This is a genomic window from Streptomyces sp. NPDC002886, from assembly GCF_042888445.1.
Classification (GTDB): Bacteria; Actinomycetota; Actinomycetes; order Streptomycetales; family Streptomycetaceae; genus Streptomyces.
The window spans coordinates 92458-112218 of the sequence record NZ_JBIAPV010000007.1 but is presented as its reverse complement, the minus strand read 5'-3'; the positions used below and the strand labels follow the sequence as shown (position 1 = coordinate 112218).

Annotated in this window: 18 protein-coding genes and 2 tRNA genes; 17 read left to right on the top strand and 3 right to left on the bottom strand. The window is 72.7% G+C overall.

Annotated features, from left to right (window positions below):
- Positions 1 to 776: 776 nt before the first annotated feature.
- From ACFYYB_RS28640 to ACFYYB_RS28605, 8 genes are all read left to right on the top strand, one after another.
- A complete protein-coding gene (locus ACFYYB_RS28640) occupies positions 777 to 1088 on the top strand; it encodes a hypothetical protein (protein WP_112446768.1) in 312 nt (103 codons plus the stop codon).
- Between the two features lie 181 nt (positions 1089 to 1269).
- The gene (locus tag ACFYYB_RS28635; RefSeq protein ID WP_389438596.1) at positions 1270 to 2427 is read left to right on the top strand and encodes an acyl-CoA dehydrogenase family protein; all 1158 of its coding nucleotides are present in this window, start codon (positions 1270 to 1272) and stop codon (positions 2425 to 2427) included.
- Complete coding sequence (locus tag ACFYYB_RS28630; protein ID WP_389438594.1) at positions 2424 to 3416, top strand: bifunctional MaoC family dehydratase N-terminal/OB-fold nucleic acid binding domain-containing protein; 993 nt, start codon at positions 2424 to 2426, stop codon at positions 3414 to 3416. Before ACFYYB_RS28635 ends, ACFYYB_RS28630 begins: the two co-directional genes overlap by 4 nt.
- Positions 3416 to 4462, top strand: coding sequence for an acyl-CoA dehydrogenase family protein (locus ACFYYB_RS28625; protein ID WP_389438593.1), 1047 nt, complete (start codon positions 3416 to 3418; stop codon positions 4460 to 4462). The genes ACFYYB_RS28630 and ACFYYB_RS28625 overlap by 1 nt, the downstream gene beginning before the upstream one ends.
- On the top strand, positions 4459 to 4857 hold the full coding sequence (locus ACFYYB_RS28620; RefSeq protein WP_389438592.1) for a MaoC family dehydratase: 399 nt from the start codon (positions 4459 to 4461) through the stop codon (positions 4855 to 4857). The genes ACFYYB_RS28625 and ACFYYB_RS28620 overlap by 4 nt, the downstream gene beginning before the upstream one ends.
- A complete protein-coding gene (locus tag ACFYYB_RS28615; RefSeq protein ID WP_389438590.1) occupies positions 4854 to 6020 on the top strand; it encodes a lipid-transfer protein in 1167 nt (388 codons plus the stop codon). Before ACFYYB_RS28620 ends, ACFYYB_RS28615 begins: the two co-directional genes overlap by 4 nt.
- Before the next feature lie 156 nt (positions 6021 to 6176).
- Positions 6177 to 6710 carry a SigE family RNA polymerase sigma factor gene (locus ACFYYB_RS28610; RefSeq protein WP_389438589.1) on the top strand — a complete coding sequence of 178 codons (534 nt, stop codon included), beginning with the start codon at positions 6177 to 6179 and terminating at the stop codon, positions 6708 to 6710.
- Between the two features lie 174 nt (positions 6711 to 6884).
- Positions 6885 to 8534: a long-chain fatty acid--CoA ligase gene (locus ACFYYB_RS28605; protein ID WP_389438588.1), complete on the top strand. Its 1650-nt coding sequence runs from the start codon at positions 6885 to 6887 to the stop codon at positions 8532 to 8534.
- 28 nt (positions 8535 to 8562) lie between these two features.
- On the opposite strand, the gene ACFYYB_RS28600 is transcribed toward ACFYYB_RS28605, so the two are convergent.
- From ACFYYB_RS28600 to ACFYYB_RS28590, 3 genes are all read right to left on the bottom strand, one after another.
- The gene (locus ACFYYB_RS28600; RefSeq protein ID WP_327305833.1) at positions 8563 to 9141 is read right to left on the bottom strand and encodes an antibiotic biosynthesis monooxygenase; all 579 of its coding nucleotides are present in this window, start codon (positions 9139 to 9141) and stop codon (positions 8563 to 8565) included.
- A gap of 13 nt (positions 9142 to 9154) precedes the next feature.
- On the bottom strand, positions 9155 to 12664 hold the full coding sequence (locus ACFYYB_RS28595; RefSeq protein WP_389438586.1) for a PAS domain-containing protein: 3510 nt from the start codon (positions 12662 to 12664) through the stop codon (positions 9155 to 9157).
- Between the two features lie 119 nt (positions 12665 to 12783).
- Positions 12784 to 13233, bottom strand: coding sequence for an SSI family serine proteinase inhibitor (locus ACFYYB_RS28590; RefSeq protein ID WP_389438584.1), 450 nt, complete (start codon positions 13231 to 13233; stop codon positions 12784 to 12786).
- A gap of 186 nt (positions 13234 to 13419) precedes the next feature.
- On the opposite strand from ACFYYB_RS28590, the gene ACFYYB_RS28585 reads away from it, so the two are divergent.
- The 9 genes from ACFYYB_RS28585 (at position 13420) to ACFYYB_RS28545 (ending at position 19755) form a co-directional block, all read left to right on the top strand.
- Positions 13420 to 13510 (top strand) — tRNA-Ser (locus ACFYYB_RS28585).
- 294 nt (positions 13511 to 13804) lie between these two features.
- A tRNA-Arg gene (locus ACFYYB_RS28580) sits at positions 13805 to 13877 on the top strand.
- Positions 13878 to 14149: 272 nt separating this feature from the next.
- Positions 14150 to 14515: a PH domain-containing protein gene (locus tag ACFYYB_RS28575; protein WP_389438582.1), complete on the top strand. Its 366-nt coding sequence runs from the start codon at positions 14150 to 14152 to the stop codon at positions 14513 to 14515.
- A gap of 114 nt (positions 14516 to 14629) precedes the next feature.
- Positions 14630 to 15064 carry an Lrp/AsnC family transcriptional regulator gene (locus ACFYYB_RS28570; protein WP_389438580.1) on the top strand — a complete coding sequence of 145 codons (435 nt, stop codon included), beginning with the start codon at positions 14630 to 14632 and terminating at the stop codon, positions 15062 to 15064.
- Positions 15061 to 15963: a DUF2797 domain-containing protein gene (locus ACFYYB_RS28565; protein ID WP_389438578.1), complete on the top strand. Its 903-nt coding sequence runs from the start codon at positions 15061 to 15063 to the stop codon at positions 15961 to 15963. The genes ACFYYB_RS28570 and ACFYYB_RS28565 overlap by 4 nt, the downstream gene beginning before the upstream one ends.
- Positions 15964 to 16067: 104 nt before the next feature.
- The gene (locus tag ACFYYB_RS28560; RefSeq protein WP_327305839.1) at positions 16068 to 16409 is read left to right on the top strand and encodes an antibiotic biosynthesis monooxygenase; all 342 of its coding nucleotides are present in this window, start codon (positions 16068 to 16070) and stop codon (positions 16407 to 16409) included.
- The gene (locus tag ACFYYB_RS28555; protein WP_389438576.1) at positions 16390 to 17271 is read left to right on the top strand and encodes an amidohydrolase family protein; all 882 of its coding nucleotides are present in this window, start codon (positions 16390 to 16392) and stop codon (positions 17269 to 17271) included. The genes ACFYYB_RS28560 and ACFYYB_RS28555 overlap by 20 nt, the downstream gene beginning before the upstream one ends.
- Before the next feature lie 76 nt (positions 17272 to 17347).
- Positions 17348 to 18115 (top strand): response regulator transcription factor, encoded by a 768-nt coding sequence (locus ACFYYB_RS28550; protein WP_389438574.1) that lies wholly within the window; start codon positions 17348 to 17350, stop codon positions 18113 to 18115.
- Entirely contained in the window at positions 18115 to 19755 is a 1641-nt protein-coding gene (locus ACFYYB_RS28545; protein WP_389438573.1) for a sensor histidine kinase, read from the top strand. The genes ACFYYB_RS28550 and ACFYYB_RS28545 overlap by 1 nt, the downstream gene beginning before the upstream one ends.
- Positions 19756 to 19761 lie beyond the last annotated feature (6 nt).

Sequence of the window (19761 nt, the reverse complement as noted above, 5' to 3'; positions counted from 1 at the left end):
ACGCAGGACGCAGGACGCAGGACGCAGGACGCAGGACGCAGGACGCAGGACGCAGGACGCAGGACGCAGGACGCAGGACGCAGGACGCAGGACCGTTTGCCCGCAGGACGCAGTGCGCGCAGGTGCAAGCAGTAGGGCCCAGTGCGCGGCGCCCCGTAGGCACGACACGACAGCACCCGGTGCGCGTACCCGGGTCGGCACCCAGGTCCGCCGGTACGCCGCGGCAAGCGTGAGTACGCAGGAGCACCACAGGAGAGCGCGGGAGCACCACAGGACAGACGCAGCAGAACGCGAGAGCAGCACAGCGCACAGGCGCTGGAGCCCGGTCGGTCGGTGTGAGCAGGCCGCGACCGCGGATCGCGCCGTGAAGGTGCCCCGGAGCGGGGCACAGTGGGAAGGCCCCGGCGAGCGCCGGGGGCGTGCGGGGGGCGTGAAGCTTGGCAGCGCAGGGCCGCAGGCCCGGGAGACGGTGGGGTTCCCGGACGGCGCGGCCCTTTTCGGCATGTCCGGGGCCGGCCGGTTTGGCGGAACGGTTCGCCCCTTGCCCGGCGGGGGTTTCAGCGGGTCTCAAGGCGCTGACCTGGGGCGTCGGGGGCGCGAATGGGGTTTATCCGATGTTGGTCATGCTTGCGGGGGAATCGGGGACTCCGGGGTGGTTCGCCGGGGATTCGGTGGGCAACTCTGGTGTCGCGACGTCGTCACCACACGGAACGACCGAGGCGGTCGGCCAACTGCCTTGGAGTGAACCCCACTTCGGTTTTCTGGAGGATACAGACATGGCAAGCATCCGTACCGCCCGCGTCATCGCCGCCGTCGCCGCTCTCCCCCTCGCCGTCGCCCTCTTCGGCGGGGTGGCATCGGCCGACAACGGTTCCTTCGCGAACGACGGATCGAATGCGAGCGTCGCCAGCATCATCGGCAGCGGCGTGGGTGGCAGCAACCACGGAAACTCCTCCACCTCACAGCAGGTGGCCACCGGATCCGGCGCGTCCAACCAGAACAACACCGCGCAGGTCAACGGCTCGGCCTTCACCGCGATCGAACAGCACAACTCCAACGTCGCCGTGAACTTCTACCCCTGGTGGTAGCCGCGGCCTGAGTCGCACCGACTGCTGAGGGCGCCCGCGCGACCGGACCGGCTGGGGTCCGGTAGTGCGGGCGCCCCCGTGCGTGTACGTGCTCCGTCACAGCGCCTCGGCCTTGACATCCACCTGGAATCTGACGGACAGTCAGGTTCACTTGATGATGTGATGCCGGGAGGCCAGCGCCGTGCACCTCGCCCCGACCGAAGGCCAGTTGCGGCTCCGCTCCGAGCTGCGGGAGTACTTCGGAAACCTGCTGCCGGACGGGGTGCCCGAGGACCCCGCCGAGCAGCGCGCACTCCTGCGCCGGATAGGCGCCGACGGACTGCTCGGGCTCGGCTGGCCCGTCGAGTACGGAGGCCAGGGCCGCGGCCCGGACGAGCAGTTCGTGTTCTTCGACGAGGCCTACCGGGCCGGCGCCCCCGTCTCCATGGTCACCCTCAACACCGTGGGCCCGACCCTGATGAAGTACGGGACGCAGGAGCAGAAGGATTTCTTCCTGCCCCGGATCCTCAAGGGCGAACTCGTCTTCGCCATCGGCTACTCCGAGCCCGAGGCGGGCACCGACCTCGCCTCCCTGCGCACGAGGGCCGTCCGTGACGAAGAGGGCTGGCTGATCGACGGCCAGAAGATCTTCACGTCCAACGCCCAGAACGCCGACTGGATCTGGCTCGCCTGCCGCACCGACCCGGAAGCCCCCAAGCACAAGGGCATCTCCATTATCCTGGTGCCCACCGACGACCCCGGCTTCGCCTGGACCCCGATCGACACGGTCGGCGGCCTGACCACGACCGCCACGTACTACGACTCCATCCGCGTGCCGGCCGGCAACCTCGTCGGCCCCGAGCACGGCGGCTGGGGCCTGATCACCAACCAGCTCAACCACGAGCGCGTCGCCCTCGCCGCCATCGGCATGCAGGCCGAGGACTTCTACCGGGGCGCGCTCGACCACGCCCGCACCCCCGACCCGGTCACCGGCGAGCGTCCCGCCGACCGCCCCTGGGTGCAGTCGCGGCTCGCGGAGGCCCACGCGCGCCTCGCCGCCGTACGCCTCCTCAACTGGCGCCTCGTCCAGGACGTGGGCGCCGGCACCCTGGCGCCGGGCGACGCGAGCGGCGTGAAGTTCCTGGGCACCGAGTCCACCGTCGAGGTGTACCGGATCTGCCAGGAGGTGGTGGGGGAGGAGGCGCTCATCCGGGGATCGGGCCCCGAGGTCTTCGCGGGCGGCGAGCTGGAGCGGATGAACAGGGCCGCCCAGATCAACACCTTCGGGGGCGGCGTCAGCGAGGTCCAACGGGAGATCGTCGCCATGATGCGGCTCGGTATGAAGGGAAGGAAGCGATGACCGCCAGGCCCGCCACCGACGCCTCCGCGGAAGCGGCGGCACCAGCAGAAGAGACGGAGGCGGCGCGCTTCCACACCCTCCTCGCGTCCTTCGAAGGGCAGCCCGCCGCCACCGCGGGCCAGGGCAAGGACCCCGTCAACGAGCCGATGATCCGCCACTGGTGCGAGGCCATGGGCGATGCCAACCCGGCCTACACCGGGCCGGACGCCATCGCCCCGCCCACGATGCTCCAGGCATGGACGATGGGCGGGCTCTCCGGACACACCGGCCGCTCCTCGGCGTACGACGACCTCCTCGCCCTGCTCGACGGCGCGGGCTGCACCTCCGTCGTCGCCACCGACTGCGAGCAGGAGTACCTGCGACCGCTGCGCCCCGGCGACGCGATCACCTTCGATGCCGTGATCGAGTCGGTGTCGCCGCGCAAGACGACCAAACTGGGCACCGGCCACTTCGTCACCACGCGCATGGACGTCCGCGCGAACGGCGAACTCGCCGGCACCCACCGCTTCCGCATCCTCAAGTACGCCCCGGCGGCGAAGAGGGCCACCGAGGCGACGAAGCCCGCCAAGGCGGCGAAGCCCGCCCAGCCCGCCCGGCGTCCCCGCCCCGTGATCAACCGCGACAACCAGGGCTTCTGGGACGGCGTCCGCGAGCACAAGCTGCTGATCCAGCGCTGCACCGCCTGTGCGACGCTCCGCTTCCCCTGGCTCCCCGGCTGCAATACCTGCGGGAGCCCGGACTGGGACACGGTCGAGGCGTCCGGCGCCGGCACGGTGTTCAGTTACGTGGTCATGCACCACCCGCCCTTCCCCGCCTTCGACCCGCCCTACGCCGTGGCCCTCGTCGAACTCGCCGAAGGGGTCCGCATGGTCAGCAACATCACCGGCGTCCCGTACGACAAGGTCCGCATCGGGCTGCCCGTGCGACTGGAGTTCCTGCGCGTGGACGAGGAACTGGAACTGCCCGTCTTCCGGGGGAGCGAAGCCTGATGGACTTCCACCCCACCGAGGAACAGGCCGCCGCGGCCGGACTCGCCGCCCAGATCTTCGGCGACCTCGCCACCCACGACCGCCTCGGCGCCGCCGGCACCGGCAGCGACGCCGAGCTGTGGAAGGCCCTCACCACCGCCGGACTGACCGCCGCCGTCGAGGACGTCGGCCTGCTCGGCCTGGTGCTCCTGCTGGAGGAACAGGGCCGCACGACCGCGCAGGTCCCGTACGCCGCCACGTGCGTGTACGGGATCCTCGCCCTGGCCCGGCACGGCACCGAGGAGCAGCGGGCCCGGTTGCTCCCGGCGCTCGGTTCCGGCGACGCGGTCGCCACCGGAGCCTTCCCGAACCGCGGCCGGATCACGGCCTCGGCGGACGGCCGGCTGAGTGGCACCGCCCCCGCCGTGCCCTGGCTGCGCGAGGCCACGCACGTCCTGGTCCCGGACCGGACGGGAGCCCTGTGGCTCGTACGGACGGACGCGCCCGGGGTGCGTACGGAGCCGGTGGAGACCACCGCTCCCTGGTCGGCCGGAGGCCTGACGCTGACCGGCGCCGAGGCGGAACCGGTCGGGGCGGAGGGCGCCTGCGCGGACGTGCTGGCCGTCGCCCGAACCGCCTTCGCCGGCCTCCAGGCGGGCGTCTGCGCGGGCTCGCTGGCCCGCGCGGTGGAGTACACCTCCACCCGCGAGCAGTTCGGCCGGCCGCTCTCCACCAACCAGGGGGTCATGCTCCGCGCGGCCGACGCCTACATGGACACCGAGGCGATACGGGTCACCGCGTACGAGGCGGCCTGGCGCGTGGACCAGGGGTTGCCGGCGGGGGAGCACGCCCTGACGGCGGCCTGGTGGGCCTCGGAAGCGGGCAAACGGGTCGTCCACGCGGGCCAGCACCTGCACGGCGGGATGGGCGCCGATCTCGACCATCCCGTCCACCGGCACTTCCTGTGGGGGCGCCAGCTCGACGCGTACCTGGGCTGCGGCAGCGAACTGCTGGCCGAGCTGGGCGCGGTCCTGTCCGAAGACACGCCCGAGGGGGACGAGGCATGAACATCGGCGACACGCTGCCGCCGCTGGAGATACCGGTCAGCCGCACCTTGATCGTCGCGGGCGCGATCGCCTCCCGGGACTACCAGGACGTGCACCACGACGCGGAGCTCGCGCGGGAGAAGGGCTCCCCGGACATCTTCATGAACATCCTGACGACCAACGGCCTGGTCGGCCGGTACGTCACCGACCATCTCGGCCCGCGCGCGGTCCTGCGCAAGGTCGCGATCCGCCTCGGTGCCCCGAACCACCCCGGCGACACCATGACGCTGACCGGCACCGTCACCGCGCTCGACGGGGACACGGCCGAGATCCGCGTGGTCGGCGCCAACGGCGTGGGACACCACGTCACGGGCACCGTCACCGTCACCCTCGCCGCCCCGGAGGGCACCGCATGAGCGTCCGCACCCGTGACCAGCTCGGCGGCCGCGCGGCCATCGCCGGCATCGGCGCGACCGAGTTCTCCAAGGACTCCGGCCGCAGCGAGCTCAAGCTGGCCGTCGAAGCCGTGCACGCGGCCCTCGACGACGCCGGGCTCACCCCCGCCGACGTGGACGGCATGGTCACCTTCACCATGGACACCAGCCCCGAGATCACCGTCGCCCAGGCGGCCGGGATCGGTGACCTCTCCTTCTTCTCCCGCATCCACTACGGCGGCGGCGCCGCCTGCGCGACCGTCCAGCAGGCCGCGCTCGCCGTGGCCACCGGGGTCGCGGAGGTCGTGGTCTGCTACCGCGCCTTCAACGAGCGCTCCGGCCGCCGCTTCGGCTCCGGCGTCCAGCAGCGCGAACCCTCGGCGGAGGGTGCGGCGCTCGGCTGGTCGCTGCCCTGGGGGCTGCTCACCCCGGCCTCCTGGGTGGCCATGACGGCCCAGCGCTACCTGCACGCCTACAACCTGACCCCGGAGGCCTTCGGCCACGTCGCGGTCACCGACCGCCGGCACGCCGCGAACAATCCGGCCGCCTACTTCTACGGCAAGCCCATCACCCTCGCCGACCACGCGGCCTCGCGCTGGATCGTCGAGCCGCTGCGGCTGCTCGACTGCTGCCAGGAGACGGACGGCGGCCAGGCCATCGTCGTCACCACCGCCGAACGGGCCCGTGACCTGCGGCAGAAACCCGCCGTGATCACGGCGGCGGCACAGGGCGCGGGCCGCCGGCAGGAGGCCATGTCCTCCTTCTACCGGGACGGTCTCACCGGGCTCCCGGAGATGGACGTGGTCGCCCGCCAGCTGTGGCGGACCAGTGGACTGCGGCCCTCGGACATCGACGTCGGGATCCTCTACGACCACTTCACGCCGTTCGTCCTGATGCAGCTGGAGGAGTTCGGCTTCTGCGCGCCGGGGGAGGCGGCCGATTTCGTGGCCGCCGACGTGCTGCCGCTCAACACCCACGGGGGCCAGCTCGGGGAGGCGTACCTGCACGGCATGAACGGCATCGCCGAGGCGGTCCGCCAGCTGCGCGGCACCTCCGTCAACCAGGTCTCCGGCGCCGCCCACGCCCTGGTCACAGCCGGTACCGGCGTCCCGACCTCCGGCCTGATCCTGGGCGCGGACGGCTGATCCGTCCTTTCGGGAAGTACCGGGGAAGCCTCGCGGAAGCCCCGCCTCCTCCACCTTCAGGAGGTGGGGCGGGCCCCGCCCCTACAACCTGAGGGGGATCCCGCTTCGGCACTTGCGGCCGATCCGGTGGGGCCGCTCCGCTCCTAGCGTGGAGGCATGACCACGCCTGTGTGCACGCTCGCCTCGAATCCGACGCCGTACCCGTCGTTCTCGGCGTACGTCCGGACCCGCGGCACGGTCCTGATGCGCACCGCGCGCTCGCTCACCGCCAACCCCTGCGACGCCGAGGACCTCCTCCAGACGGCGCTGGCCAAGACCTACGTCGCCTGGGACCGCATCGAGGACCACCGCGCCCTGGACGGGTACGTCCGCCGGGCCCTGGTCAACACCCGCACCAGCCAGTGGCGCAAGCGCAAGGTCGACGAGTTCGTCTGCGACGAGCTTCCCGAGGCCGCCGAACCGCCGGCCGCCGATCCCGCCGAGGCGCAGGCGCTGCGCGACGCGATGTGGCGCGCGGTGACCCGGCTGCCGGACCGGCAGCGGGCGATGGTCGTCCTGCGCTACTACGAGGACCTGAGCGAGGCCCAGACCGCCGAGCTGCTCGGCGTCTCCGTGGGCACGGTCAAGAGCGCCGTCTCCCGGGCGCTGGTCAAGCTCCGCGAGGACCCGGAACTGGCTCCCGTCCGCTGAGCCCGGCTCCGGTCCGACCTCGGTCCGACTCCGGTCCGGCCCCTCCCGGGCGATGTTTCACGTGAAACAACGCCCGCGTTTCTACTCTTGGGTAGTGACAGACCGAGCGGTACGTGCGCAGAATCGCAGCATCCGTAGCCGCCGCAGCGCCGCAGCGCTCACCGGGAGGACGCTTTGCTGAGCACCATGCAGGACGTACCACTCCTCGTCACCCGCATACTGCAGCACGGGATGACGATCCACGGGAAGTCCCAGGTCACGACCTGGACCGGGGAGGCCGAGCCGCACCGCCGCAGCTTCGCCGAGATCGGGACCCGTGCCACGCGCCTGGCCAACGCCCTGCGCGACGAGTTGGGCGTCCGGCAGGACGACCGTGTCGCGACCCTGATGTGGAACAACGCCGAGCACGTCGAGGCGTACTTCGCGATCCCGTCCATGGGCGCCGTCCTGCACACGCTGAACCTGCGGCTCCCTCCCGAGCAACTGGTCTTCATCGTGAACCACGCGGCCGACAAGGTCGTCCTGGTCAACGGCACCCTGCTGCCGCTGCTCGTCCCGCTCCTGCCGCACCTGCCGACGATCGAGCACGTCGTGGTCGCGGGCATCGGCGACCGCTCCGCCCTGGAGGGCCTCGGCGTGCGCGTGCACGAGTACGAGGAGCTCTTGGAGGGCCGCCCGGACACCTACGACTGGCCCGAGCTGGACGAGCGCCAGGCCGCGGCCATGTGCTACACCTCCGGCACCACCGGGGAACCCAAGGGCGTCATCTACTCCCACCGGTCGATCTACCTGCACTCGATGCAGGTCAACATGACCGAGTCGATGGGTCTGACCGACAAGGACACCTCCCTCGTCGTCGTCCCGCAGTTCCACGTCAACGCCTGGGGCCTGCCCCACGCCACCTTCATGACCGGCATCAGCATGCTGATGCCGGACCGCTTCCTGCAGCCCGCCCCGCTCGCCGACATGATCGAGCGCGAGAAGCCCACGCACGCCGCGGCCGTCCCCACGCTCTGGCAGGGACTGCTCGCCGAGGTCACCGCCAACCCGCGCGACCTGACCTCGATGAAGCAGGTCACCATCGGCGGCGCCGCCTGTCCGCCGGCCCTCATGGATGCCTACGACAAGCTGGGCGTGCGCCTCAACCACGCCTGGGGGATGACGGAGACCTCCCCGCTGGGCACCATGGCCCACCCGCCGGCCGGCCTGACTCCGGAGGAGGAGTGGCCGTACCGCATCACCCAGGGCCGTTTCCCGGCGGGCGTCGAGGCGCGCCTGGTCGGCCCCGGCGGTGACCTCCTGCCCTGGGACGGCGAGTCGGCGGGCGAGCTGGAGGTCCGCGGCAGCTGGATCGCGGGTGCCTACTACGGCGGCGCGGCCGGCGAACCCTTCCGCCCCGAGGACAAGTTCAGCGAGGACGGCTGGCTCAAGACCGGCGACGTCGGTGTGATCAGCACCGACGGCTTCCTCACCCTCACCGACCGCGCCAAGGACGTCATCAAGTCCGGCGGGGAGTGGATCTCCAGCGTGGAGCTGGAGAACGCGCTGATGGCCCACCCCGAGGTCGCCGAGGCGGCGGTGGTCGCCGTACCCGACGACAAGTGGGACGAGCGCCCGCTGGCCACCGTCGTCCTGAAGGAGGGCGCCACCGTGGACTACGCGGGACTGCGCGCTTTCCTCGCCCTTTCGATCGCCAAGTGGCAGCTGCCGGAGCGCTGGGCGATCGTCGAGGCGGTGCCGAAGACGAGCGTCGGCAAGTTCGACAAGAAGGTGATCCGCAAGCAGTACGCGGACGGCGTCCTCGACGTCACCAAGCTCGACTGATCCACCGGCCCCGCCGGCCCCACCGGGGCTACTGGCCGCGCGTGAGCCAGGGCCGCAGCACCTTGCTGATCGCGGGCATGGCCACGTAGGTCATCAGGGTGCTGAAGACGACGGCGAACGCGGCCGTCCGCAGCACGAAGTGCAGATTCACCAGGTACGGCCCGAGCAGCGCGTTGCCCGCGAGCGAGATCGGGAAGATGGCCAGCCCTGAGCTGATCGCCATCTTCCACCGCGGCGGCGCGGGCCGGGCCGTACCCGGCTTCGCGAACCAGGTCTCCATGCCGTGCAGTTCGCGCCGGGCTATCTCGGTGTGGTGGTGCCCGAGGCAGTTGGAGAACCAGGCGGCGCGCTCGGCGGAGTCCTGCCAGCGCTGGAAGGCCGCCTGGTTGCGGAACCGGTGCACCAGGAACCAGGGCCCGCCCTCGACGGCCGGGCGGAACAGGCCGTACCCCAGGTGGTCGGGGAAGGCCGCGGCCGTCTCCAGGATCCCGTGGGCCCAGGCCTCGAAGTTCTCCTCGTGGCCCGGATCAACCTGGCGTGCGATGAGCAGGCTGACCTCCCCGTTGTCTGCGGGGACGGTCTGCTCGCTCGTGTCGATGATGGCCATGCGGCCAGAATGACTAGTTGGTGCCGATCTTGGCCAGCAGGTCCACGATGCGGCCCTGTACGTCCGCCGTGGTGGACCGTTCGGCGAGGAACAGCACGCTCTCGCCCGAGGCCAGCCGCGGCAGTTCGGCCGGCTCGATCCCGGTGGCCGTGTAGACGACCAGCGGGGTGTGGTTCAACTGCCCGTTGGCGCGCAGCCAGTCCACGATCCCGGCCCGGCGGCGGCGCACCTGCATCAGGTCCATCACCACCAGGTTCGGCCGCATCCGGGTCGCCAGTTCCACGGCGTCCGTATCGGCGTCGGCCCGCGCGACCTGCATGCCGCGCCGCTCCAGGGCGGCGGTCAGCGCGGTCGCGATCTCGTCGTGCTCCTCGATCAGCAGCACCCGGGAAGGGTGCTGCTCGCTGTCGCGCGGCGCGAGCGCCTTGAGGAGGACGGCCGGATCGGCGCCGTACGCGGCTTCGCGCGTGGCGTGCCCCAGCCCGGCCGTGACCAGTACGGGCACCTCGGCGGCCACCGCGGCCTGACGCAGCGACTGCAGGGCGGTCCGGGTGATCGGCCCGGTCAGCGGGTCCACGAACAGCGCGGCGGGGAACGCGGCGATCTGCGCGTCGACCTCCTCGCGGGAGTGCACGATCACCGGGCGGTAGCCGCGGTCGCTGAGCGCGGCCTGCGTCTGCGCGTCCGGAGCCGGCCAGACCAGGAGCCGGCGCGGGTTGTCCAGCGGCTCGGGCGGCAGCTCGTCGTCCACGGGACGCGGCACGGTCCGGTTGACCACCTCGACGGCGCCACCGGGCCCGTCCAGCGGCTCCGGGCCCTCGGCGGAGCCCTCCTCGGGGGCTCCTATGGCGAAGGCACGGCCCTCGGGCGCGGGCTCCGCGAGCCGGCGCCGCCGGCCGGAGCCGTTGGTGTCGCCGGCCCCGCCGCCCTGGCCGAGGCTGCCCAGCGCGCGGACGCTGATCGGCGCCCCGGCGGCCTCCGCCGGGTTGTCCTGCGGCTGCCGGGCTCCGGGTACGGCGATCTGCCCGCTGCCGTCGGAGTCCTCGGGCGCGGTACGGGCCGCCGGAACCGGCCAGGCCGGGGTGGCGGGCAGCGCACGCCGCCGACCGGTGGGATGCGTCTCGGGGCCTACGGGGCCCTGCGCGCCCGCGTCGGGCTGCCCGGCGGCGGCTTCGGCGCCCTCGGAGTCCGCGACGGGCGGCGCCCCCAGTACCCGGCGCCCGCGCCGCCCGCCCGAGGCGTCGGCCTCGGCCTCGGCAGCGGCGGAGCCGGCCATGGCGGGGGCCTGCGGCGGCTGCGGAGCCGGCGTCGGCCCGGCGGGCAGTGCGAAGCCGCCCTCGGGGGCGATGGGCCGTGCGGGAGCGGGGGAGGACGGAACGGCGGGCACCGGAGCCGGCATCGGCGCGGGCGTCGGCCCGAGCCCGGTCGCCGGCACCGGGCCGCCGGGCTGCGCCGGTCCCGCCGCACCCAGGGCACGCCGCCGCCCGGCGGGGTGCTCCGTCAGCGGCACGGGAAGCCCGGGGAACGGGGGCACCGGCACGGGAGCCACCGGCATGGGCGGGAGGGCGGGCACGGCGGTCCCCTGCGGGGGCACGGGCCGCCGCCCGGGGCCGCCCGGACGGTCGTTGCCGCCACCGGAGTCGTTGGTGCCGTTGCCGTTGCCGTTGCCGTCGCTGCCGTCGCCGTTCTGGCCGCGCCGCCGTCCGGTGCCGCTGCCACCCAGACCCGCCGGGTTCACGGGGGACTGGGCGAGCTCCGCGGGAGCGCCGTCGCCGGGCCGGGCCACGGCCGCGGCCTCGCCGCCCCTGCGCCGCCCGGACGGCAGCGCGAGCGCGCTCCCGCCGTCGGCCGCCTGCCCCGCCTTCGCCAGACCGGTGCCGGTGCCGCGGTCGGCTCCCTTACCGCCGGCCGCCTCATCGGCGTCGTCGGCGAGGAACGCGTCCACGCCGCGCCGGGCCCGCCGGCCGCCGGAGACCTGCCCCGGGCCGCCCTCGGTGCCGGGCTCGGTTCCGGGCTCGGTTCCGGGCTCGGCCGGGGGAGCCTCCTTCGGCTCGGGCAGGGTGACCGTCCCGGCTCCCGCGCCCAGCGGCAGCTCCAGTACGTACGCCCCGCCGGGCGCGCCGGGTACCTCCACCGTCTGCAGCACACCGCCGTGCGCCTCCACGATGCCCCGCACGATCGGCTCGTGCACCGGGTTGCCGCCCTCGTACGGGCCGCGTACCTCGATCCGTACGACTTCGCCGCGCTGCGCGGCGGCCACGACGATCGTCGAGTCGCTGTACCCGCTGCCCTGACGGGTCTTGCCGGTGGCGTCCACTCCGGCGACGTCCGCGACCAGGTGCGCGAGGGCGGTCGCGATCCGCTCCGCGTCCACCTCGGCCTCGATGGTCGGGGCGTGCACGGCGAACTGCGCCCGCCCGGGGCCGATCAGCTCGACCGCGCCGTCGACACCGGCCGCGACGACCCCGTCGATCAGCACCTTCTTCTTGTCGAGCTTCTCGCCGCCCGCGTCGAGGCGCTGGAAGGAGAGCACGTTGTCGACCAGCGTGGTCATCCGGGAGTAGCCGGCGGCCAGGTGGTGCAGGAGCTGGTTGGCCTCGGGCCACAGCTGTCCCGCGTCGTCGGCGGCCAGCGTGGCCAGTTCGCCGCGCAGCTCCTCCAGCGGTCCGCGCAGGGAGTCGCCGAGGACCGACAGCAGCTGGGCGTGGCGCGCGGCCAGCGCGTCGTAGGAACGCCGGTCGGTGAAGGTCATGACGGCGCCGACGAGCTGCTCCCCGTCCCGTACGGGAGAGGTGGTCAGGTCCACGGCGACGGGCTGCCCGGCCTTGTTCCACAGCACCTGGCCGCGGACCCGGTGCTTGCGTCCGCTGCGCAGGGTGTCGGCGAGCGGGGACTCCTCGAAGGGGAACGGCGAACCGTCGGCGCGCGAGTGCTGGACCAGCCCGTGCAGTTCGCGGTTGCCGAGGTCGGTGGCGCGGTAGCCGAGGATCTGGGCGGCGGCCGGATTGACCAGCACGACCCTGCCGTCGGTGTCCGTGCCGACGACGCCCTCGGCGGCGGCGCGCAGGATCATCTCGGTCTGGCGCTGCGAGCGGGCCAGCTCGGCCTCGGTGTCCACCGTCTGCGAGAGGTCCCGTACGACGAGCATCAGCAGCTCGTCACCGGTGTACGAGGGCTGCGGCTCGCGGTAGGCGTCACGGCCGTCGAGATGGGCCGCGGTGACCTCGACCGGGAACTCGCTGCCGTCGGTGCGGCGGGCGACCATCCGCTTCGGGCGGGCCCGGCCGCCCTCGTCCTCGCCGGGCCGGCGCATGGAGCCGGGGATCAGCTTGGAGTCGAACTCGGGCAGGAGGTCGAGCACGCCCCGGCCGACGAGCCCGGTTCCGGGGCTCTCCATGACCTCTAGGGCGATCGAATTGGCGTTGACGACCGTGCCGTTGGCGTTGACGAGCAACAGCGCGTCCGGAAGAGCGTCGAGTATTGCTGCGAGGCGAGCAGCGCCTCGGGATGGCCTGCTGCTCACGACGAGCTTCCTCCCTGACCACAACTACCGGCATGTCACGGGAGGAGTCTATGCGCACGGGCTCCCGGTGAGGGGGCGGATGTCCGGCGCATACCGCCCGAGCGGTGCATCCTCCCAGGTCAGGAACGCCCACGTGGAAGCACAGGTTCCAAGTCGTTCCACCGGCGGATCTCGCAGCCGTTCGTCCGGCGGAACCGGGAATCCACCCTGTTGCCGTGCCAGGTTCCGGTGATCCTGGCGGTGGCGCGGCCGCCGTCCTGCATGGTGCACAGCTGGTTTTCGGGCTCGGGAGCGAAGGGGTCCTTGCCCTCGCGCGCGAGGGCTTCGAGGCGGGCACAGGCGTCCTGGGCCTGCGGGTGGTTCCCGCCGGGCGGTGCGCACTCCAGCCGGTACTCGCCGTCCGCCAGCGGGTTGCCCGTGTCGGCCACCACGATGGTGAGCCGGTCGGGGGCCGGGGCGGGGGCGGTCAGGAGCCGGCTCAGGGGTGGCAGCGGGGGCAGGGGGCCCATCGGGCCAGCCGCCGCTGCGGCCAGAGCGGAGGTGACGGCGAAAGCGGCGAGACGCAGCATGGGGAACTCCAGGTCGTCCGTACGTCGTACGACAGACCAACGACGAGCAGGCGCTGACGTTTCGCACATGGGGGTGCTTAAGGCTTTGCTCTGCGGGCCGCCCTCCTTGTACCGTGGGAGCGGATTGGTGACCAGCCCCTGGCCTGTGTCATCATCTGCACGCACCTTCGTACGCGGGGGTGTGCTGGAGGCGTCGCCTAGTCCGGTCTATGGCGCCGCACTGCTAATGCGGTTTGGGGTTTACGCCCCATCGAGGGTTCAAATCCCTCCGCCTCCGCACTTCACGAAGCCCCGGTCCTTGCGGACCGGGGCTTCGGTGCGTTCGGGGTCCGGTGCGTTCGGGGTGCGGGCCGTCGGGGTGCGGGCCGTTCGGGGACGGCGGGTTCGGGGGATGGCGGGATCTGCCCGCGCAGAGCTGCCCCGAGGGCGCCGCGGCACCCAACCGGATGATCTTCTTTCAAGCCGTTTCCGCAGGTCAGAGCGGGTGGGCCTAATGGATTTCGCGTCCCGGCGAGGTCCATGTATTGTTGTTCTCGCAAGGCCAACGGGGCGCAAAACCCCGGCCAGCCAAGCACTCGTAGCTTAACGGATAGAGCATCTGACTACGGATCAGAAGGTTGCAGGTTCGAATCCTGCCGAGTGCACAGCCCAAGAGGCCCCCCGGTTCACCGGGGGGCCTCTTGCGTTGTCCTTCCTCTTCTCCTCTTCGTTCCTTCCCCTTCCTCCTCCGCCGCCTCCTCCTCTCCCTCTCCCCTCCTCCTCAGTGATGAGACCTGGCTCCGGGGGGTTACGGGGTGAGATGGCTCTGCCGGGGGACGCGGGGCAAGACCGGGCGAGGCTACGGTTTCTTGGAGATCGACTCGGCAGGGACCGGCTCGCCAGGGACCGGCTCACCGGGAAAGCAGGGGGAACGCACATGGGACTGTTCGGGAACGCGCACGCAGTGGATCCGGCGTCGGCTCACCGCGAGTACGCGCGGCTGCTGGGGCAGGGGGAGCAGGTGCACGCCGCGTACGTGCTGATCCGCGACACGATCCTGTTCACCGACCGGCGGCTCGTGCTCATCGACAAGCAGGGGCTCACGGGCAAGAAGGTCGAGTACCACTCGATCCCGTACCGGAGCATCACGCACTTCTCCGTGGAGACCGCCGGACACTTCGACCTGGACGCGGAGCTGAAGATATGGCTCTCCGGGAGCTCGGCGCCGATAGCGAAGACCTTCACCAAGGGCGTCGACATCTATGAGGTGCAGGCGATCCTGACGCAGTTCGTCGCCCGCTAGCCGGGCGGGGGAGGGAAGGGGGAAGGGCCGGCCGAATGCTGTTCGGCCACAGGGGGTGAATCCAGGATCAGGTAGCGTCTCCGCCAGGGTGTGCAGGGACGTAGGAGGAGTTCGGTGGACGACATCGACCGGGCGCTGATCCAGCGCCTCCAAGAGGACGCGAGCCAGTCGTACGCGGCGCTGGCGGCCTCCGTGGGGCTCTCCGCGGGCGCCACCCACGAGCGCGTGCGCAAGCTGCGCGAGCGGGGGGTCATCCGGCGGACCACGGTCGAGGTGGATCCGGCGGCCGTCGGCAGCGGGGTGCTGGCCTACGTGATGGTCGACTCCACGGCCTGGATGGGCGACTCGCGGGCCGCCTTCGAGGGCATCGCGGAGATTCAGGAGGCGCACATCATCGCCGGCAGCGCCTCGGTGATGGTCAAGGTCCGCACGGCCACCACCGAGCAGCTGCAGGACGTGCTGCGCCGCCTCTACGCCATCGACGGTGTCAGCGGGACGCAGGCCACCGTCGTCCTGGAAACCTTCTTCGAGCGACCGCTCCCCCTGTGACCTGGTGGTGCACCGGGCTTCGGTGGAACGACGGCCGGCCCGCCATGGGCTGGTACGAGCCGGGACCGGGACGGGGCGAGCGCGCCAGCCTCCTCGGGTACGGGCAGCCGCTCGCCTTCGCCGCACGGGGAGAGCGCCACTGCCTCGGCATCCGGCGGGCCGGACGGCGGACGCCGTGCCCGACGGGGCGGACCGTGCCCGGCCGGGCCGGGAACGCCCAGTGCCCCGAGTGCGCAGGCCTGGACCGGTCCTTCTCGGTGGCGGCCGACACCAACGCCGGTGATCCGCGTACCTACCGGGTGTACCTCGCCTGGTTCGGGGCCGGACTGGTCAAGGTGGGCATCACCGCCGAGGAGCGCGGGTCGGTCCGGCTGCTGGAGCAGGGCGCGGTGGCCTGGGCCTGGCTAGGGCGCGGGCCGCTGATGGCGGCCCGTCGGACCGAGGAGCTGCTGCGGGCCGCGCTCGGAGTGCCCGACCGGATCGCCTATGCCCGTAAGCGGGCCGTGCGGGGGGACGTGCCGCCGGCGCCCGAGCGGGCGGCGGAGGTCATGGCCCTGCACGCGCGGGCGGCCGTGCTGGAGGGGTGGCCGGAGTCGCTGGAGAGGCTCGAGTGCGAGGTGACCGACCACGCGGGGGTGTTCGGGCTCGACGCGCTGCCCGCCCCGGCCCGGGTGATCACGGAGATGGTGCCCGGCGGAAGCGTCGCCGGCCGGCTCGTCGCCGCGGCCGGGCCCGATCTGCACTTCGCCGACGGGCTGGTCGTGGACACCCGGCTGCTCGCGGGGTGGGAGCTGGTGGCGCCCCTGGAGGGCGGGGAGGGCGGTGCCACCGACGTGCCCGTGGCGGGGATCCCGGCCCCCGGGCGGGACGCCGCGGCCGCGCAGGACGGGCTGTTCTGACCCGGCCGGCGCAGGAGGGGGCAAGGTCAAAACTTGGATCCCTTTGGCGCTCCGGGCCGTTTTCCGGTGGACATGCCACGTACCGGCCGCAGAGGGTGGTGGGCATGAGCATCCAGCCCGTACAGGCCTTCGAACCGCCTTATGTCATGAGCGTGTTCACCAGCGTCCGGACCGCCGAGGACGGCGGATACCCCGAGACGCTCGAGCGGATGGCCGAGCTCGTCAGCGGCAATCCGGGTTTCCTCGGCTACGAGTCCGCGCGCACCCCCGGCGGGCTCGGCATCACCGTCGCCTACTTCCGCGACCACGAGTCCATGGCCCTCTGGCGCAAGGACATGGAGCACCAGGCGGCGATGAAGCAGGGCCGCACCGACTGGTACGAGAGCTACACGCTGCACGTCGCGACGGTCGAGCGGAGCCACGGCTTTGTCCGCGAAGACGGCTGAGGCCGTCCGGGCGTTCCGGGAACGGCTCGAGGTGCCCGGGCTGGTCGACGTACACACGCACTTCATGCCGGAGCGCGTGCTGGACAAGGTGTGGGACTACTTCGACGCGGTCGGCCCGCTGACCGGCGTCGAGTGGCCCATCACCTACAGGCACGAGGAGGAGCAGCGGGTCGCGCTGTTGCGGGAGTTCGGGGTCCGGGCCTTCACCGCCATGCTCTATCCGCACAAGCCCGCCATGGCCGCCTGGCTCAACTCCTGGTCCGCCGATTTCGCCGCGCGCACCCCCGACTGCCTGCACACCGCGACCTTCTTCCCGGAGGACGGGGTGCGGGAGTACGTCGGCCAGGCCGTCGCCGCGGGGGCCCGGGTCTTCAAGGCCCACCTCCAGGTGGGCGGGTACGACCCCACCGACGACCGGCTCGACCCGGTCTGGGGGCTCCTCGCCGAGGCCGGGATCCCGACGGTCGTGCACTGCGGTTCGGGGCCCGTCCCGGGGAAGCACACCGGACCCGAGCCGATCGCCCGGCTGCTGGCCCGTCACCCCCGGCTGCCGCTGATCGTCGCGCACATGGGGATGCCGGAGTACGCGGACTTCCTCGACCTCGCCGACCGGTACTCCGAGGTCCGCCTCGACACCACCATGGCCTTCACCGACTTCTCGGAGCAGTTCAGCGGCTTCCCGCCGCAGGACCGCGGCCGTCTCGCCGACCTCGGCGACCGGATCCTGCTGGGCACCGACTTCCCGAACATCCCCTACCCCTACGAGCACCAGCTCGACGCCCTGGAACGCCTCGGCCTCGGCGACGCCTGGCTGCGCGCCGTCTGCCACGACAACGCAGCCCGGCTCTTCCGCCTGGCCTGAGGGGCGGGAGGGGTTTCTCAGGGAATTCACAGCTTCAGGCAAGAGGGCTCTCACGGGCGGCGGCCAGCGTGTACGCATGACTGCGACGACCACATCCCACGCGTCCACGTCCACCGGCAACCACGCGGCCCTCGTCCGGCCCGACGGCAGCCCGTGCCGGGTCCTCGTCGTGGACGACGAGGCCGCCCTCTCCGAGCTGCTCTCCATGGCCCTGCGCTACGAGGGCTGCGAGGTCCGCAGCGCGGGCGACGGCGCGGGGGCGGTGCGTGCGGCACGGGAGTTCCGGCCCGATGTCGTCCTGCTCGACATCATGCTCCCCGACATGGACGGGCTGGCCGTCCTGGGCCGCCTGCGGCGGGAGCTCCCGCACGTCCCGGTGCTGTTCCTGACCGCGAAGGACTCGGTCGAGGACCGCATCGCGGGTCTGACGGCGGGCGGCGACGACTACGTCACCAAGCCGTTCAGCCTGGAAGAGGTCGTGGCCCGGCTGCGCGGCCTGGTCCGGCGCTCCGGGGCGGCGCAGGCCGCGCGCGGAGGGTCGGTGCTGGAGGTCGGCGACCTGCGGCTCGACGAGGACAGCCACGAGGTGAACCGGGGCGGTCAGGACGTCCATCTGACCGCGACCGAGTTCGAGCTGCTGCGCTACCTGATGCGCAACCCGCGCCGGGTGCTGAGCAAGGCGCAGATCCTGGACCGCGTGTGGTCGTACGACTTCGGCGGCCAGGCCAACGTCGTCGAGCTCTACATCTCCTACCTGCGGCGCAAGCTGGAGGCCGGTACCGGCCTTCCGCCGATGATCCACACCCGCCGCGGCGCCGGCTACCTGATCAAGCCGGCCGACTAGTGGCGGCCGGCGAGCCCCGGGGCTCCCGCCGCCCGCGCCGGCCGGGCCGCCCGGCGCGTCCCCCCGGCCCCCGCCGCCCCCGGTGGGGCCGGCGGCCCTGGTCGCTGCGGACCCGGCTCGTCGTCTCGGCGGTGGCCCTCATCGCCGTCGTCGGCGCTGCCATCAGCACCGTCACCACCGTCGCGCTGCGCTCGTACCTGGTCGACAAGGTCGACGAGCAGTTGCGCGCCTCCGTCCAGATGGCGAGCCACCCCGGCGCGGGCAAGTTCCCCCGGGAGAACGCCCTCGGCGTGGTCATGGGACCCGGATCCCCGCTGGCCGCCGTCGGGGTCCGCCTCGACGCCGCGGGCAAGACCGTCGACAGCGTCCGCAGCCAGCGCAGCGCGGCCATCGGCGGTTCCGGGGACGGGTCCGGGTCCAACGGCCGCCTGCCCCTCACCACGGAGCAGGCCTCCGTCCTCGCCGCGGCCGCGCAGAAGGCCGCCGGCGGCAGTCCGAGCGATCCCGGCGACCCGGTCGAACTGCAGCTGCCCGGCCTCGGCGGATACCGGGTGCTGACGTCGCCCGACGCGAGCATCGTGATCGGCTTCCCGCTCACCGAGGTCGACTCCACCGTGCACACCCTGATCGCGGTGGAGGTCTTCGTCACCCTCGCCGGGCTGATCGCGGCCTCCCTCGCCGGACAGGCCCTGGTCGGTGTCGCCCTGCGCCCGCTGCGCCGCGTCGCCGCCACCGCCACCCGGGTCTCCGAACTCACCCTGGACAGCGGCGAGCCCGCCCTCCACGAGCGGGTACCCGAAGCGGAGGCCGACCCCCGTACCGAGGTCGGGCAGGTCGGCGCCGCCCTCAACCGGATGCTGGGCCACGTCTCCTCGGCCCTGACCGCACGCCAGCAGAGCGAGACCCGGGTCCGCCAGTTCGTCGCCGACGCCAGCCACGAGCTGCGCACCCCGCTGGCCTCCATCCGCGGGTACGCCGAACTGACCCGCCGGGGCCGTGAGGAGCCCGGCCCCGACACCCGGCACGCCCTCGGGCGGATCGAGTCCGAAGCCACCCGGATGACCGGTCTGGTGGAGGACCTGCTGCTGCTGGCCCGGCTCGACGCGGGCCGCCCGCTGTCCACCTGCGACACGGACCTGGCCCCGCTGGTCGTGGACGCCGTCAGCGATGCCCGGGCCGCCGGCCACGACCACCACTGGCGCCTGGAACTGCCCGAGGATCCGGCGCCCGTCCACGCAGACCCGGCGCGGATCCAGCAGGTGCTGGTGAACCTGCTGGCCAACGCCCGGACGCACACCCCGCCCGGCACCACCGTCACGGCGCATGTTTCACGTGAAACATCCGTCGTCCGGCTCCGGATCGAGGACGACGGCCCCGGCATCCCGCCCGAGCTGCTGCCCCACGTCTTCGAGCGCTTCGCCCGCGGCGACGCCTCCCGCTCCCGTTCGGCGGGCTCCACCGGCCTCGGCCTGGCCATCGTGGCCGCCGTGGTCTCGGCCCACGGCGGCCACGTCGACGTCCGCAGCGCCCCCGGCCGCACCTCCTTCGAGGTCCTGCTCCCCCTGGCCGGCCACGCCGCTCCCGTTGCGCCCGCGCAGCCGCACTCACAGACGGGCCACAGGGTCAGCACACAGCGGTGACAGCCC